Raw genomic sequence first — 15,601 nt, forward strand, 5'->3', positions numbered from 1 at the left:
GAGGAGAGCGATTCTTTTCTCGTTGCGTGAGCCGTTGTGCAGCAGGTGCCGCACCGATGCGAGAAGATCGGGTCTTGCCCCGGTCTGTTCAAGTACGTCCCGGAAGTCGGGCCCGGGTTCCGCAGCCATGGAACGCAGAAGGTCGAGTGTCGTGCGGTGACCGAACGACTTGCTCATGCGTCACCTCGCCTTGTCACTCTACGAAGCACTGAGCCGTCATTCAGCATTCTAATTCCTTCTTCATTGAAGAGGAATTGCTTGACGTCCTTGACGGACCTGATCTTTCCGCTGAGTGGCCCGATGATCAGATCGTATGGCCAGCTGACTTCGCCCCCGAGTTCCTTCTCCTTTTTTCGGAATTCGTTCCAGGTCATTTCGGTTTCAATGCCGCCGTAGTTCTGCGGGTGCCGTACCGGAACCGGTGTGTTCTTGTCCTTGAAGACGAGTGTGTAGTAGCTGGACTCAAGATCAAATACTGTGTCGAATAGCCCGAATCGGTTGATGGTGTCCGTGGGGACGGTGAACTCCGTCACGCCCCACCGGTCATCGTCCCTGCTGCGGCTGTACGTTTCCGCTACCTCGGCGGCAGCTGCTTCTTCCTTGAAGGTGTAGAAGCCCGTTCCGAATTCCCCGTGCCCTCGCGGCTCGACCGGTGTTCCCCTTGCGAAATTGTCCGCAACGTCCTCGCTCGACCCGTGGTAGAAGTCCTCCTTCTCGGGGAGTCCTTCCACGGGAGGTATCGGTCCGGACGGTCCGATTGGCACCGATCCGTCGCCGACGGAGTCGTTGGGCGCCACTTTTACGTGGAAATCGAGCTTCTTCTTCGTGGATGCGGTCCTGGCGTCGTCCGGGAACGAAACGGAGAGCTTGATCCCGCGTTTCAGCTGTGGCTGGTACGTGGCTTCGAGTTGTCGAGCCAGGGTTTCTTTTTCGCGGCGGACCGGCTGATACTCGGAATTGGAGGTGGGTCTCTCCATCTGCCGTATGACCGATCGGACGATCTCCTGGTGCCTGACTTCCTCTGTGGGGGGCGTTCTGCGGTCGGATCCGGTTTCGCTTCGACCCGTCTTTCCCTTCTCTTCGCCTTTATCTTTTTCCTTTCTCTCGCCATTTTCTTTTCTGGGTTTTTTCGATAGTTTCTTTCCGGCTTTTGCGATGAAGTCGACGATTTTGTCGATGGCGCGGTTGACCGGCCGGGAGACGGCGTGGAAGACGCTCTTCACCTTGTTGGCGAGGCCGCCGATGCCCAGTAGCGAGGCGAGGAAGCCGATCAGCACCGGGACGCTGGCGGCCAGGGCGGCCTCGACCATCTTGGGGACGCCTGCCGAACCGCCGTTGGCTATGGCGATGACGGCATCGAGGACGGCGTTGACGAATTCGACGATCTGGGCGCCCTGGTTCACGACGAACGTGACGATGTCGATGATTCCCTTGACCGCGCGGACGAAGGCGGAGGCGGGGTTGAGGAGGGAGATGATCCAGGTGATCCCGGCGACGATGACGGTGGGGATCAGGTAGCTGGTGAGTTTCTGGAGAATAGTGGTCTTGAGGTCGCCGGCCTCGGCCTGGATTTCCTCGACGGCGCCCGCGGGGCCCTCGGTGGCGAGTTTCTTCGCGACGGGGACGGAGGACTCGACGGCGGTGAGGGCCTGGTCGGGGACGCCCTTGCGGATGATGCGGGCGCGGATGTTGGCCCAGGTCAGGCCCAGGAGCGAGCCGATGAGCTGGATGATGCCCCTGAGGTCGAAACGGGCGGGGAGTTCGAGGCCGGCCTTGACGGCGGTGCCCAGGAGCCAGGAGACGAGGCCGGTCTTGAGGTGGTCGGCGATGTTGGTGATGAAGAGCTGAAGACCGGCACCGACCGCGCGTACGAGATTGCCGAGGAACCCGATGGGGTCCTTGATGATCTTCATGATCGCGGAGGCGGCCTTGGCCAGGATGCCGAGGAGGAGGTTCTTCAGCTCGTTGATCGTCTTCAGGGCGCCGACGATGGCGTCCTTCGCCTTGTCGATCAGGCCCTTGTTGGCCTCCTGGAGCTTCTTGATCTCCTCGTCGATCTTGTTCAGGGCAGCGGTGTACTTGTTCGCGAGATCCTGGACGAGCTGTTCGGACTTCTCGTCGACGGTTGCTTCGAGATCGTCGAACCTGCCCGCGAAGTCCTTGGCCGCTTCCTGGCCGAACTGGCGCAGATCGGCGGGGAGTTTGTCGACCTCGGCCTTGAGCTCGGCGCGGCCCTTGGCGATGCGGGCCTTCGCGCGGCCGAGTTCGGTGCCGATGAGGTCGGCGACCGACGAGATGACCGCCTGCATCTTCGAGACGTAGAGCTTGCGGGCCTCCTGGTAGAGGTCGTTGGCCTCCTTCGGGAGGCCCGCGAACTTGTCCTTGACCCAGCGGGCCTTGCCCCTCAGGCCCGAGTAGCGCTTGTCCTTGTACGCCGTCATGCGACGCTTGTGGTCGGCGGTGAACGCGTCCCGGGCGGCCTTCTCGCCGGCCGTGAACGCCGTGTCGACCTTCTTGTCCAGACCGGACAGGGTCTCCTCGACGTCCTTCTTGGTCGTGTCGTAGACCTTCTGGAGCTTCGCGGTGGCCTCGGCCCGCCGCTTCTCGTCCTTCGACTTCGTCTCGCCCTTGCCCCCGTCGACCTGCTTCCCGGCGGCGCTCCGGGTCGCGGTCAGGGTGGTCATGGCCTGTGCCCCGGCTGCCGCCGCGCCCGCCTTGGTCGTGGACAGTTGCCGGGTCTCGGCGGTGCGGGCCTGTGAGGGGGCCTTCGCGGAGTCCGCCTCGGCCGTCTTCTTCGCGGACAGGGCCTCGTCGAACGCCGGCTCGTTGCCCTTGGCCAGCTGTTCCTCGGTGACGTCGGCGTCCGCGAGGGCCTTGTCGTTGGCGGCGGGGCCCTGGGAGAAGTCCGTGACGGCCGGGGGCTGTCTGTCGGGGGTGGCGTCCGCGGCGGAGGGTGCGCCGGGGTTGGCGGGCGGCTGGTCCGGGGTCATCGGGGTGACCGGTTTGTCCTTGGCCGCCGCGGTGTCCGGCGGGGCCTTGGTCGCCGTTTCGATGTCCTTGGCGGAGGACTCCTTGCCGTCCGAGACCTTTCCGTCGACCTCCGACTTGATCGTGTCGGCCCTGCCCGACTTGGAGAACTTGTCCGCCTCGTCGAGGTTCTTCGGTGCCTGGGCGTCGATCGCCTTGTTCACCGCGTCGACGAACGCCTGCTTGTTGAACTCGCCCGGCTTCGCGGCGTTCATCTTCTCCGCGTTCGCCGCCTTGCCCTGGGCCTCCTTGTCGTCCGGCGGCGCGACCGCCGCGTCCTGCGCGGACTTCGACTCCGCGGCGGCCGGGGCATGGGCGGCCAGACGGGTCTTCTTCGCCGCGACGTCCGACTGCACCCGGCGGAAACCAGGAGCCTGTGCCGGAGACGGTTTGACCGGGGCCGTGTAGCGCTGGGCCACCAGGCGCGAGACGGCCGCGTTCCCGGCCATGCGCTGCAGGCGTTGCAGACCGCGCGGGTCAGGGGCGGGAGCGGGGGACGGGGGCGGACGGTCGCCCGCCGGGCGCTGCGGTGCGGCAGCCGTCGTACGGGACACCGCCGTACGCGCGGGAACGGGCTGGGCGCGGGCAGCGCCGGGGTCCCTCTCCGGAACCGCCTTCATCCGCCCTCCCGGCCCACCGCTTCCCGGACAGTCGGCACTCCACGGGCACGGGGACCCTGCCGCCGTCCCAGGGTGTGGGGGCGTGAATACGCGGACGGAGGGCGCGGGGGCCGGTCACCGGGCAGAGCGCGGCGGCGTGTACGGGCGGGGACGTTGCCTGATCGGGCAGCGGCCGGTGCACGGGCGGGCGGCCGTGCGTCCGTTCCCGGTGATCGCGGCTGTCACGAGAATTGCGGGCGTTCCCCGGCCAAGGAGAAGCTCATATGCCGTCGTACCTGTCCCCGGGCGTCTACGTCGAGGAGATCGAGTCCGGGTCCCGGCCGATCGAAGGGGTGGGCACCTCGGTCGCCGCCTTCGTCGGCTTCGCGCGCAAGGGCCCGTTCGACGAGCCGACACTGATCACGAACTGGAGCCAGTTCGTGGCCACGTTCGGCGACTTCGTCGACGGTACGTATCTCGCCTCCGCCGTCCATGGGTTCTTCTCCAACGGCGGCGGCGTCTGCTACGTGGTGCGCGTCGGCGACGGCACCGAACCTCCGGCGGAGGACGTGGACGACGGGTCGGCCGCCGGGAAGCTGCCGCCGGGGTCGGAGACGCGGCTCGGGCCGTACGCGGTGAAGCCGCGGCCCGGCGCGGTCGGTGAGATCACCGTGGAGGTGGCCGCGGCGGAGGGGGACGATCCGCCCTCCGACGTGTTCCAGCTCGTCGTGAAGCGGGACGGGCAGGTGGTCGAGACGTACCCCGGCGTCACGACCAAACGCAGCAAGGAGAACGTCGCCACCCGCGTCAACGCCGCCTCGGAACTGATCGAGATACGGGAGACGGGGCGCGGCGCCGCGCCCGCCCGGCCCGAACCGCAGTCCGTCGTCCTGGCCCCCGCCGCGCCCGCGCCGGCCGACGCCGGGGCGCTGACCCCCGAGGTGTACGTCGGTGATCCCGACCGTCGCACCGGGCTGGGGGGCCTGGAGGCGGTGGAAGAGATCACCACGGTCGCCGTGCCGGACCTGATGAGCGCGTACGAGCGCGGACTGCTGGACCTGGAGTCCGTCATCGCCGTACAGCAGGGGATCATCACCCACTGCGAGCTGATGGGCGACCGCGTCGCCATCCTCGACCCGCCTCCCGGACTCTCCCCGCAGCAGATCCGCGCCTGGCGCACCGACCGGGCCAACTTCGACTCCAAGTACGCCACGCTCTACTACCCGTGGATCCGGGTCGCCGACGCCTCCTCGGGGCGTGCGCGACTCGTACCGCCGAGCGGCCACATCGCCGGGGTGTGGGCGCGCAACGACGAGTCGCGCGGGGTGCACAAGGCCCCGGCCAACGAGGTGGTGCGCGGGGCGGTCGCGCTCCAGACGCAGCTGACCAAGGGCGAGCACGACCAGCTCAACCCCATCGGGCTGAACTGCATCCGGTCCTTCCCGGGCCGTGGCATCCGCATCTGGGGCGCGCGCACGCTGGCCTCCGATCCGGCCTGGCGCTACCTGAACGTCCGGCGCCTCTTCAACTACCTGGAGGAGTCGATCCTCGCCGGTACCCAGTGGGTCGTCTTCGAGCCGAACGACGACGCCCTGTGGGCCCGTATCCGGCGCACGGTCTCGGCGTTCCTGGTCAACGAGTGGCGCAAGGGGGCGCTGTTCGGGCTCACCCCGGAAGAGGCGTTCTACGTCAAGTGCGACCGCGAGACCAATCCGCCGGAGAGCATCGACGCGGGCCAGGTCGTCTGCGAGATCGGGGTGGCGCCGGTCAAGCCCGCCGAGTTCGTCGTCTTCCGCCTGTCCCAGCTGAGCGAGGGCAGCGGCGGCGTCGACGAGTGACGGGGCGTGATGGATGTCCTGCCCCGCCGACGACATGCGCGGTACAGCCGACGACATGCGCGGTACAGGCGGACTGAGCGGTTGAAACGGCAAGAGCGGAAAAGGAGCCTGTTGTGCCACTTCCCGATCTCGACAGCACCGTCGGCGCGTCCTTCGGCCTCGAATTCGACAGCGTCGTCATCAAGCAGATCACCGAGGTCAGTGGTCTGAAGATGGAGCAGGACGTCATCGAGCTGAAGCAGAACACCGCCGACGGCCGCTACGCCATCAAGAAGCTCCCCGGCCGGCCCAAGGCCGGTGAGGTGACCGTGACCCGGGGCCTCACCGAGGACAACAGTTTCGAGCGCTGGATCAAGGACTCGCGGTTCGGGCGGATGCCGATGGCCCGGCGGAACGGAGCGGTCATCGTGTACGACCACGAGGGCATCCCCATCAAGCGCTACAAGCTCATCAACGCCTGGCCGAAGTCCCTCGAAATCGGCACCCTGAAGGCCGGTGACACCTCGGTGCTGACGGAGAAGCTCGCCATCACGTACGAGAGCATGGAAGTCGACTGATGCGGCGTACGGCACCGGCTCCCGCACACGTTCACCCGCACGCCTCCGCGCCGGACGCGGGCGAGGGAGCCCCTCGGCGGGCGGAGGGGCGGGACCCGGCCGACCGGGGCGGGGCGGCCGGCCAACGGGACACGCTGCGCACGGAGTTCTCCTTCCAGCTGCCGCGCGGGTACGTCGACGAGGCGGGCGTCGTGCACCGCACCGGGGTCATGCGGCTCGCCACGGCGCGCGACGAACTCGTGCCGCTGCGGGACGACCGGGTGCGCGAGAACTCCGCGTACCTCTCGGTCGTGCTCATCGCCCGGGTCGTCACCCGGATCGGCACGATCGACGACGTCCACCCCGGCATCATCGAGGACCTCTTCGCCTCCGACCTGGCCTTTCTCCAGGACTTCTACCGGCGGATCAACGCCGAGGGACACACCCGCGCGGCCGTCACCTGTCCGGCCTGCCAGGAGGAGTTCGCGGTGAACCTCGCCGGTGGCCGCCTGGGGGAATCGTGACGTACGCGGCCGACCTGCTCTACGAGGAGGTCGCGTACCTCGCCTACCACTTCCACTGGCCGCTCGACGAGCTGCTGGATCTGGAGCATCCGGAACGTCTGAGGTTCGTCGCACAGGTCGCCCGCCTCAACGGGCAGTAGCGACGCGCAGGAGCGAGAACGCGGGAGCGCGGGGAGGGCGGAGGAGTTCATGGGGCTGATGTCCTGGCTGCGCGACGGCGGCTCCCGGCTGCGCGGCGGCGCGCGTGCGGAGGACGACGGGCGTACGGAGAAGGGCGGGGCGGGTACGGACCACGACGTACGGGCGGACCACGGCCACGACGTACGGGCGGGCCACGGCGCACCGCGCGAGCGGGCCGACCTTTCCGAACTCCCGCCGATCCAGCGAACGTTGGCCGGTCAGGGTCTGATCACGAATCCGTCCGGGTTCCAGGAGACGCTCTCCACCCGGCGCGACGTCGCGCTCGGTACGCCGCTCGGCCATCTGGTCAGTCCGGACGCGCCCACGGGGCTCGTGCACGGGGTCACCGCCCCGGCACCGGCGGAACACGGTGGCGACTCTGTGCAGCGGTCGGCGCACGCGTCGCAGGAGGCGCGGGGAGGGCTGCCGGTCCGGGGCAGGTCCCTGCCGGCTGCTCCGTCCGCTTCCGTCGGCGCCGCGACGCCCGGCTTCGTCGGCGTGCAGCGGGCCACGGGCGCCGGGTCGGCGGCGATGACGTCGGCCGGGGGCTCGGCCGCGGCGGAGCTGCCCGTACGTCATCTGGTGGGCGAACGGGCCGTCGCCGCGATGCCGGACGGCCCCGGCGCCGCGCCCGTGTCCGCGCCCGACGGCGTACCGGGGCCGCCGCCCGTTCAGCGTGCGGCGACGCCTCCGGCCGGTGAGCGGTCCCGGCGCGCGCCCGGCCTCGGGGCCCCGCTGCAGGCCCTGCCGCCCACCGCGCAGCGCCGGGCCGCCGCGACCGACACGGGGACGGAGCAGGGGACGAGGACAGGGACGGGCGCGGATGCCGGGCCTGCTCTGCCGGTGGTGCCCACCGGGCCTGTCGTGCCTGTGGCGCGGAGTGCGGAGAACGGCGACGGTTCCGGTGCGACCGCGGGGGCGCCCGCCCCGCCCGACGCCTCCGTGCACCGGGAGACGTCCGGCCCCGAGGCGCCCACCGCGCCGCTGCTCGGCGACGATCCCCTCCTGGCAGTCCCGGCGGAGTCCGCTCCCGCGACCGGTGCGGCGGTGCAGCGTCGCACCGACCCGCTCGTTCCCGCACCGCTGTCGCCGCTCCCGGCCGCCGGGCCGGTCGCACCGCTGCTGGCCGACCGGCCGCTGACACCGCCGTCCGTCCACGGGGGCTCCATCGGCGGTGGTGCGCCTCCTGCCGCCGTACAGCGCGCCGGCCCGGTGGACGGCCTCGCGGGCACCGGCCACGGACCGGCATCCGCAACCGGATCCGGAACCATGCCCGGATCCGGGACCGGGGGCGACCCCGATGCCGTGCCGGTGCGCTGGACGTCCGAGGGGACGGGATCCCCGTGGGCGGCGACGGTGTCCTTGTCGGACGCGGTGCCGGTGCAGCGCGGCAGCACGCCGTCGACGAGTGCTCCGGGGAGTGCTTCGGGCGCCCGCTCCCGGCCGCTGCCCGGTGCGCAGCGGCAGCCGGTCGGCGGGCCGCCGGTGCCGCGTTCGGCGGGTACCGCCGGAAGCCGTGCCGCCTCCGCCTCCTCGATGCCCGCCGACGGGTTCACGACTGCGGGGTCCGTCGCCGTCGCCGCGGGGGTGGCCCAGCGGATGGCGGACGGCAGCGTGGTGTTCGGGGCACCGGCGTCGACGTACACGTCCTCGGCGTACACCCCGCCGGCGTACTCGGCGCCGGTCGTCCAGCGCGAGACGGAGAGCGAGGAACCGCCCCCTCCGGAGCCGGAACCGGAGCCAGGGCCCGCGCCGGATCCGGAACCGGAACCGGAACCGGAACCGGGGCCCGAGCCCGCCGGCACCACCGCCGGGGGCCCCGCCCCGCCGGGGCCCCACCCCCCGGCCCCCGGCGGCGCTCCGCCCGTCGTCACCGACGAACTGGTCCGCGCCCTGTACCCGCCGCTCAGCCGCCTCCTCAAGGCCGATCTGCGACTGGAGCGCGAACGGGCCGGCTTCCTCATCAACACCAGGCACTGAAACACCCGGCAGCGACGAAAAGCTATGAGCAGGGACGAACAGCACCCGCACCACAGGGAATTGAGAGGTACGTGCCATGGCCACCGCCCCGAACGAGGACCCCGCCGTCAGCGTCTGCTTCGTCGTGACGATCGACGACATCGAGCTCGGGTCGTTCAACACCTGCGACGGGCTGGGCTGTGAGGTGGTGCTCGAAACACGCGAGGAGGGCGGCAACAACGGGCACGTGTGGCAGCTGCCGACCCGCCTGAAGTACTCCAACGTGAAGCTCTCCCGGCCGCTGACCAAGGAGACCGAGAAAGTCGCTCGCTGGTTCGCCACCATGACGACCGGGTTCAGCCGCAAGACCGCGCACATCGAGGCACGGACCGGGGACGGGCAGAAGGTGGCCCAGTGGGGGCTGCTGGAGGTGGTGCCGGTCCGCTGGACCGGACCCTCCTTCAACCCCGAGTCGCCCAAGGTCGCGATGGAGACCATCGAGATCGCCCACCACGGCTACGTGATGGAGGGCTGATCGTCGTGAGCGGTGCGGGTCCCATCGCGTTCAGCGCCGCCGGTACGTCCGGGGCGTCGGCCGCCGCGAAGGCCGGCGGGGGTGGTTCCGCCCGGCCCAAGCTGGAACACGCCTACCTGGAGCTGCGGACGCCGCCGACCGGAGGCGGGCTCACCCCCGGTGCGCCCTGCGGGCGGATCGACTTCCAGTTCAACCCGAAGGAGCTGAGCCTGACCAAGGCCGCGTCCTGGAAGCGGAGCCCTGCCAAGGGCGCCAAGAGCTCGGGTCCGCCCGAGTACCAGGGCTCGCAGCCCAGCAAGCTCACGGTCGAGATGTTCTTCGACGCGGGCGACACCCACGACACCCGGGTGGTGACGGCGGTGGAGCAGCTGTTCGCGTGCTGCGTGCCGACGAACGAGACCCGCCAGCAGCAGCGTTCGTCGCCGCCCTGGGTGGTGTTCCACTGGGGCGGACTGACCGGGTTCCCCGGATACGTCAGCCAAGTGCAGGCGAAATACACCCTGTTCACCACGTCGGGCGTGCCGATCCGGGCCGTCTGCCAGGTGACGATGGAGGAGATCAGCGGCGAGACGCCGGGACAGAACCCGACCTCGGGCGCCCTCGCGGCCCGCCGGGTCCACCGGCTGGACGCGGGCGACTCGCTGCCGTCGCTGGCCCAGCGCGAGTACGGGGACCCGGCCGCCTGGCGGGTGATCGCGGAGGCGAACGGGATCGACGACCCGATGCGGCTGGCCCCGGGGCGGCAACTGCTGCTCCCCGCGCTGGACGAGCTGAAGCGACTGGAGGAGGACCGGTCCAGGTTCCGGGACCGGGCCCGTAACGGGGGTCGGTCCTGATGGCGCCGCCGGGTGTCGCGAGCGCGCTGGTGGTGGAGTTCGGGGGCCGTCCGCTGCCGCCGAAGTTCATGAACACGCTGGTCGAGGGGTACGTCGACGACAGCCGCACGCTTCCCGACCTGTTCCTGTTGCGCTTCCGCGACCCGGACCGGGTGCTGCTGGAACAGGCCGGGCTGAAGATCGGCACCGAGGCCCGGCTGCTGGCCCGCGCGGGCGGCGACACGGCCCCGAAGCCCCTGCTGAAGGGGGTGGTCACCGCCCTGGAGGTGGAACTCGACGAGACCGGCACCTTCACCGTCGTACGCGGGCTCGACGAATCGCACCGGTTGCTCCGCGGGCGCCGGGTGGCCAGCTACCAGAACATGACGCTCGCCGACATTTGCTCCCAGGTCGCCCAGCGCGCCGGACTGAGACCGGGGAACGTGGACGTGGCCGGGCCGGTACTCGAACACGTCGCCCAACCCAACGTCACCGACTGGGAGTTCGTCAGCGCGCTCGCCGAGGAGGCGGGCGCCCAGGCGTACGTACGGGACGGGCGGCTGCACATCACCCGCCCGGTGGAGGCGAGCGGCGCGCCCGACGGATCCGCCCGGGCCGACCGCGACCCGCTGGTCCTGGAGATGGGCAGCAACCTGCTGCGCTGCCGGGCCGGGGTGTCGTCCGCCGAGCAGGTCTCCGAGGTCGAGGTGCGCGGCTGGGACGTGAGGACGAAGCAGCCGCTCGTGGGGCGGGCACCGGCCGGGAAGTCGGCGACGCTGGAGCTCGGGGTGAGTGCCGCCGATGTGACCGCGCCGTTCGGCGAGGCGCGCTTCGTGGTGACGGACACGGCGTACGGGGCGCAGGCGCAGGTGGACCAGGCGGCGAAGGCGCTGGCGGAACGGATCGCCGGATCGTTCGCGGAGCTGGAGGCGGTGATCCGGGGAAATCCGGAGGTGCGGGCGGGCAGCGCGGTGGCGCTCAACGCGGTGGGCGCGCCGTTCGAGGGCCGGTACACGGTCACCACGTCGCGGCACGTGTTCGACCCGGTGCGCGGCTACGAGACATGGCTCACGGTCTCCGGGCAGCAGGAGCGTTCGCTGTTCGGGCTGACCGGCGGAGGTCCGGGCTCCGGCACGTCCGGTGCGGCGGCCGGGGGCGGGGCACGCTGTGCGGGGCTGGTCAACGGGACGGTCACGGACACCCAGGACCCGGACGGCTCGGGCCGCGTGAAGGTGCGGTTCCCCTGGCTGTCGGACGAGTACGCGAGCGACTGGGCGCGTACGGCGCAGTCGGGCGGGACGAGCGGCGGCGAGGCGTTCATCCCGGAGGTGGGGGACGAGGTCCTGGTCGGGTTCGAGCACGGGCATCTGGACCGTCCGTACGTCCTCGCCGGTCTGTACAACGGGAAGGACCGGCCCTCGCAGGGCGGCGGAGCCGGGAGCGGGGGAGACGGCGCCGGCGGAAGCGGAGCAGCCGGCGGAGGAGGTGGCGAGGGGGGCGCTGCGGGAGGAGGGCCGGGGGGCGCGGCCGGCTCGGTGTCCGGCCCGCCGGACACCTCCGGAGCCGGGGCGGGGTCCTCCGGATCCTCCGGCGGCACCCCGCTGGTGGACCCGACCAGTGGAGCGGTCAACCGCCGCTCGATCGCCTCCAAGAGCGGCAACCAGCTGGAGATCCTGGACGGCGCGGACGGACCGCAGGGCGTACGCCTGCTCACCGGCGACGGCAAGCTGAAGATCGACCTCGACCGCAGAGGAACCGCCATCGTCATCAACAGCGACGGCAGCGTGACCATCGAGGCCAAGCAGCAGGTGTCCATCAGGGCGGCCCGCGGCGTCGCGCTGGACGGCGGGCAGGGGGCGCTCGAACTCAGTGGCGACAGCGTCACGTTGACGTCCCGTGGCGGGGTGCGGGTGGACGGCGGCAATGGAGAGGTCGAGCTCTCCACCGGCGGCACGGTGAAGGTCCGGGGCGCGCAGGTCGCCGTCGACGGAACACAGCGCACCGACATCAAGGGCGGCGGCTCCCTGGCCATCAACGCGCCCCTGGTGAAGATCAATTGACGGCACGTTCGGCAGAGCGCGCCCGCCGAACGGGCGGAGGCGCCGACCGGACGGGCGGGGCGGGCTGAGCAAACAGGGACGGCGAGCGGACGAGTACGGCGAACAAGCGGACACGGCGAGCACATCGGATACGGCGAACAAGCCGAGCGAGAGGAGCGGAGTTCCATGTCAGCAAGCGCGGCGGCAGCCGCACGGGTCGGCGACCCCACCGGACACCCGGGCATCGTCGGACCGCCCGGTGTCCCGTCCGTGCTGATCGGCGGGCTGCCCGCCGCCACGGTCGGCACCCCGCACCAGTGCGCCGCACCCCCGCCCGCCGTGCACCCGCCGTCCGCGATCATGCCGCCCGGCAGCACCACGGTGCTGATCGGCGGGCAGCCCGCCGCCCGGGTCGGGGACCTGGCGGGCTGCGGCTCGCCCGTCGTGTCCGGCTGCCCGACCGTGCTGATCGGGGGCTGAGCGGACATGGGCCAGCAGTTCATCGGCGCGGGCTGGGCGTTCCCGCCGCGCACGGACGCCACCGGGTCCATCGCCCTGGTGTGCGGAGAGCACGAGTTGGAGGAGTCGATCCGGCTGATCCTGGCGACCTCGCCGGGCGAACGGCCCATGCGGCCGGAGTTCGGCTGCGCCATCAACGACTACGTGTTCGCTCCGGCGGACGCGGGTACGGCCGGGCAGCTCGCGTACGAGGTGCGCCTCGCGCTGGACCGGTGGGAGCCCCGGATCGAGGTCACGGAGGTCGTCGTGCGCTTCGACGAGGCCGATGAAGGAGTGCTGTACATCGACATCGGCTACACCGTGCGCGGTGCCAACGACCCCCGGAACCTGGTCTTCCCGTTCTATGTGATCCCGGAGCACGAGGAGGTGGACGGCCGGTGACGCTGTCCGGTCCGCATCTGGAGGAGGTGGACGGCGCGTGACGCTGCCCAGTCCGCATCTGGACGACCGCCGCTTCCAGGGCCTGGTCGACGAGGCGAAACGGCTCGTCCAGCAACGCTGCCCCGAGTGGACCGACCACAATGTGTCCGATCCCGGCGTGACCCTCATCGAGGCGTTCGCGACCATGGTCGACCAGCTGGTCTACCGGGTGAACCGGGTGCCGGAGAAGAGCTACCTGACCTTCCTCGACCTGATCGGGGTCCGGCTGCACCCACCCACCGCCGCCCGCACCGACGTGACGTTCCGGCTCTCCGCGCCCCGCCCCGAACCGGTGCGGGTACGGGCCGGTACGGAGGTGGCGACCGTCCGCACCGAGACCGAGGAAGCGGTCGTCTTCACGACCGGCGACGAACTGTCCATCGTCCCCTGCGAGTTCGCGCACCTCGCGACCTGGCCGACAGCGGGCGACGCCGTCGACCGCACCGAGGAGCTCGCGCTCGGCCGTACCGTCCCGTGCTTCGGGACCACGCCCGCGCCCGGCGATGCCCTGTACGTGGGTCTGTCGGTGGCCGTCCCGTCGGGCGTCGTCGTGCTGCGGCTGGACTGCGCGGTCGAGGGCGTCGGCGTCGACCCGCTGCGTCCGCCGCTGCTCTGGGAGGCATGGGACGGCAGTGCCTGGACGGTCTGCGAGGTCGAGAAGGACGACACCGGCGGCTTCAACAGGTCCGGGGAGCTGATCCTGCACCTCCCGCAGGGGCACGCCCCGGCCGTCGTCGTGCGCCGGACCGGCGGCTGGCTGCGCTGTCGGCTGGTGGAGGCCGAGCCGGGGCAGCCCACCTACATGGCGCCCCCGGTGGTGCGCGGCGTCACCGCGTTCACGATCGGCGCCACCGTCGGGGCGGTGCACGCCGAGACCGTGACCGACGAGGTGCTGGGCCAGGCCGAGGGCGTACCGGGGCAGAGCTTCACGGTGAGCCGCCCGCCCGTCGTCCCCGGCGACTTCGTCGTCGAGGTGGCCGATCCGGCGAGTGGCCCGCACGGCACGGAGTGGACCCGCGTCGACGACTTCGCGCACTCCGGTCCCGGCGACCGGCACATCACCCTCGACCCCAACTCGGGCCGGGTGGAGTTCGGCCCGGCGGTACGGGAACGGGACGGGTCCATCCGCTACTACGGGGCGGTCCCGCCGAAGGGCGCCACCGTGCGCGTGCGCGCGTACCGCACCGGCGGTGGCCTGCGCGGCAACGTCGCCCGCGGCACGCTCCGGGTGCTGCGCAGCGCCATCCCGTACGTGGCCCGGGCGGAGAACCGGCGGCCCGCGCTCGGCGGGGTCGACGGCGAGACGGTGGACAGCGCCCGGGTGCGCGGCCCGATGACGCTGCGGACCCTGCACCGGGCCGTCGTCCCGCACGACTACGAGCTCCTGGCCCGCGAGGTCGCCCCGGACGCGTCCCGGGTGCAGTGCGTCCCGGCCGGCGGCGACACGGACGTGGAGGCGGGCGGGGTGCGGCTGCTCGTCGTCCCGGCCGGGCGCAGTGACGAGCAGGGCCGCATCCAGTTCGACGAGCTGATCCCGCCGCAGCACACCCTCGCCCTGATCGCGGGCCATCTGGACGAACGGCGGCCCATCGGCGCCCGGCTGGTGGTCGAACCGCCCTACTACCAGGGGGTCACCGTGGTCGCCTCGGTCCAGGCCCGCAGGGGCGCGGTGCCGGAACGGGTACGGGAGGAGGCAATGGCGGCCCTCTACCGCTACTTCAACCCGCTCGCCGGCGGGCCGGGCGGCGACGGCTGGCCGTTCGGGCGGCCGATCCAGTCGGGCGAGGCGTTCGCCGTACTGCAGCAGGTGGCGGGGGTGGACCTGGTGGAGGACGTACGCCTCTTCCCCGCCGACCCCGTGACCGGACAACGCGGCGAACCCACCACCAGGATCGTGCTCGACCGGCACGCGCTGGTCTTCAGCTACGAGCACCAGCTCCGGGTACGGGAGGGCTGACCGCCATGCGCACAGGTGTGACCGGGCTGCAGACCCCGCACCCTCTGATCGAGCAACTCCCCGCGGTCTACCTGGACGAGGACTTCCTGCGACGGTTCCTCGCCGCGCTCGACGACGTGCTCGCCCCGGTCCTGCTCGCCATCGACAACCTGCCCGCCCACCTCGACCCGCGCAGCGCGCCGGAGGACTTCCTGTCCTGGCTGGCCCAGTGGGTGGCCGTCGACCCGCACGAGGACCACCCGGTCGAGCGGCGCCGCGCGGCGGTGCGTGGCGCGGTCGAACGCCACAGCAGGCGCGGCACCCGGCGCGGGCTGGCGGAGGCGGTGTTCCTGGAGACCGGGATCGAACCGGACATCGTCGAGAGCGGCGGCACGGCGTGGTCGCAGACCCCGCACACCCGGTTCCCCGGCGGGCCCCGGCCGTGGGTGACGGTACGGATCCGGGCCGAGCGGCTCGAACCGGTCGACCGGGTGCGGCTGGAGGAGCTGATCCGTACGGAGATCCCGGCGCATGTGGGCTTCGACCTGGAGGTGTCGTGATCTGCGAGACGTGCGGCCAGAACAACGCACCGGGCACGCAGTTCTGCACGTCGTGCCAGGCGTTCCTGGAGTGGGAGGGGGATACGAGGAGTACGGGCGGCGCGGGCGGCGCGG

Annotated in this window: 13 protein-coding genes; 12 read left to right on the forward strand and 1 reads right to left on the reverse strand. The window is 71.2% G+C overall.

Annotated elements, in window-relative coordinates; genetic code table 11:
- Nucleotides 1-173 precede the first annotated feature (173 nt).
- On the reverse strand, nt 174-3,647 hold the full coding sequence (locus ACFYXM_RS26015; RefSeq protein ID WP_389292822.1) for a hypothetical protein: 3,474 nt from the start codon (nt 3,645-3,647) through the stop codon (nt 174-176).
- Between the two features lie 263 nt (nt 3,648-3,910).
- Here ACFYXM_RS26015 and ACFYXM_RS26020 point away from each other — a divergent pair, with 263 nt between their 5' ends.
- From ACFYXM_RS26020 to ACFYXM_RS26075, 12 genes are all read left to right on the forward strand, one after another.
- Nucleotides 3,911-5,464: a phage tail sheath family protein gene (locus ACFYXM_RS26020; RefSeq protein ID WP_389292824.1), complete on the forward strand. Its 1,554-nt coding sequence runs from the start codon at nt 3,911-3,913 to the stop codon at nt 5,462-5,464.
- A 113-nt stretch (nt 5,465-5,577) separates the two neighbouring features.
- The gene (locus ACFYXM_RS26025) at nt 5,578-6,021 is read left to right on the forward strand and encodes a phage tail protein (protein ID WP_351517909.1); all 444 of its coding nucleotides are present in this window, start codon (nt 5,578-5,580) and stop codon (nt 6,019-6,021) included.
- Nucleotides 6,021-6,524, forward strand: coding sequence for a hypothetical protein (locus ACFYXM_RS26030; protein WP_389292826.1), 504 nt, complete (start codon nt 6,021-6,023; stop codon nt 6,522-6,524). The genes ACFYXM_RS26025 and ACFYXM_RS26030 overlap by 1 nt, the downstream gene beginning before the upstream one ends.
- A complete protein-coding gene (locus ACFYXM_RS26035) occupies nt 6,521-6,664 on the forward strand; it encodes a DUF6760 family protein (RefSeq protein ID WP_093549683.1) in 144 nt (47 codons plus the stop codon). Before ACFYXM_RS26030 ends, ACFYXM_RS26035 begins: the two co-directional genes overlap by 4 nt.
- A gap of 49 nt (nt 6,665-6,713) precedes the next feature.
- Nucleotides 6,714-8,684: a hypothetical protein gene (locus tag ACFYXM_RS26040; protein ID WP_389292828.1), complete on the forward strand. Its 1,971-nt coding sequence runs from the start codon at nt 6,714-6,716 to the stop codon at nt 8,682-8,684.
- A gap of 76 nt (nt 8,685-8,760) precedes the next feature.
- A complete protein-coding gene (locus ACFYXM_RS26045; RefSeq protein ID WP_073786578.1) occupies nt 8,761-9,198 on the forward strand; it encodes a phage tail protein in 438 nt (145 codons plus the stop codon).
- Nucleotides 9,199-9,203: 5 nt separating this feature from the next.
- A complete protein-coding gene (locus ACFYXM_RS26050) occupies nt 9,204-10,034 on the forward strand; it encodes a peptidase M23 (protein WP_389292830.1) in 831 nt (276 codons plus the stop codon).
- Nucleotides 10,034-12,073, forward strand: a complete 2,040-nt coding sequence (locus ACFYXM_RS26055) for a VgrG-related protein (RefSeq protein WP_389292832.1) — start codon at nt 10,034-10,036, stop codon at nt 12,071-12,073. Before ACFYXM_RS26050 ends, ACFYXM_RS26055 begins: the two co-directional genes overlap by 1 nt.
- A gap of 165 nt (nt 12,074-12,238) precedes the next feature.
- A complete protein-coding gene (locus ACFYXM_RS26060; protein ID WP_073786583.1) occupies nt 12,239-12,532 on the forward strand; it encodes a PAAR domain-containing protein in 294 nt (97 codons plus the stop codon).
- A 6-nt stretch (nt 12,533-12,538) separates the two neighbouring features.
- Complete coding sequence (locus ACFYXM_RS26065) at nt 12,539-12,952, forward strand: GPW/gp25 family protein (protein ID WP_389292834.1); 414 nt, start codon at nt 12,539-12,541, stop codon at nt 12,950-12,952.
- A gap of 37 nt (nt 12,953-12,989) precedes the next feature.
- Nucleotides 12,990-14,948 (forward strand): putative baseplate assembly protein, encoded by a 1,959-nt coding sequence (locus tag ACFYXM_RS26070; RefSeq protein ID WP_389292835.1) that lies wholly within the window; start codon nt 12,990-12,992, stop codon nt 14,946-14,948.
- Between the two features lie 5 nt (nt 14,949-14,953).
- Nucleotides 14,954-15,487, forward strand: a complete 534-nt coding sequence (locus ACFYXM_RS26075; protein ID WP_389292837.1) for a phage tail protein — start codon at nt 14,954-14,956, stop codon at nt 15,485-15,487.
- The last annotated feature ends 114 nt before the right edge of the window (nt 15,488-15,601 follow it).

The organism is Streptomyces sp. NPDC002476 (assembly GCF_042889785.1).
Lineage (GTDB): Bacteria > Actinomycetota > Actinomycetes > Streptomycetales > Streptomycetaceae > Streptomyces.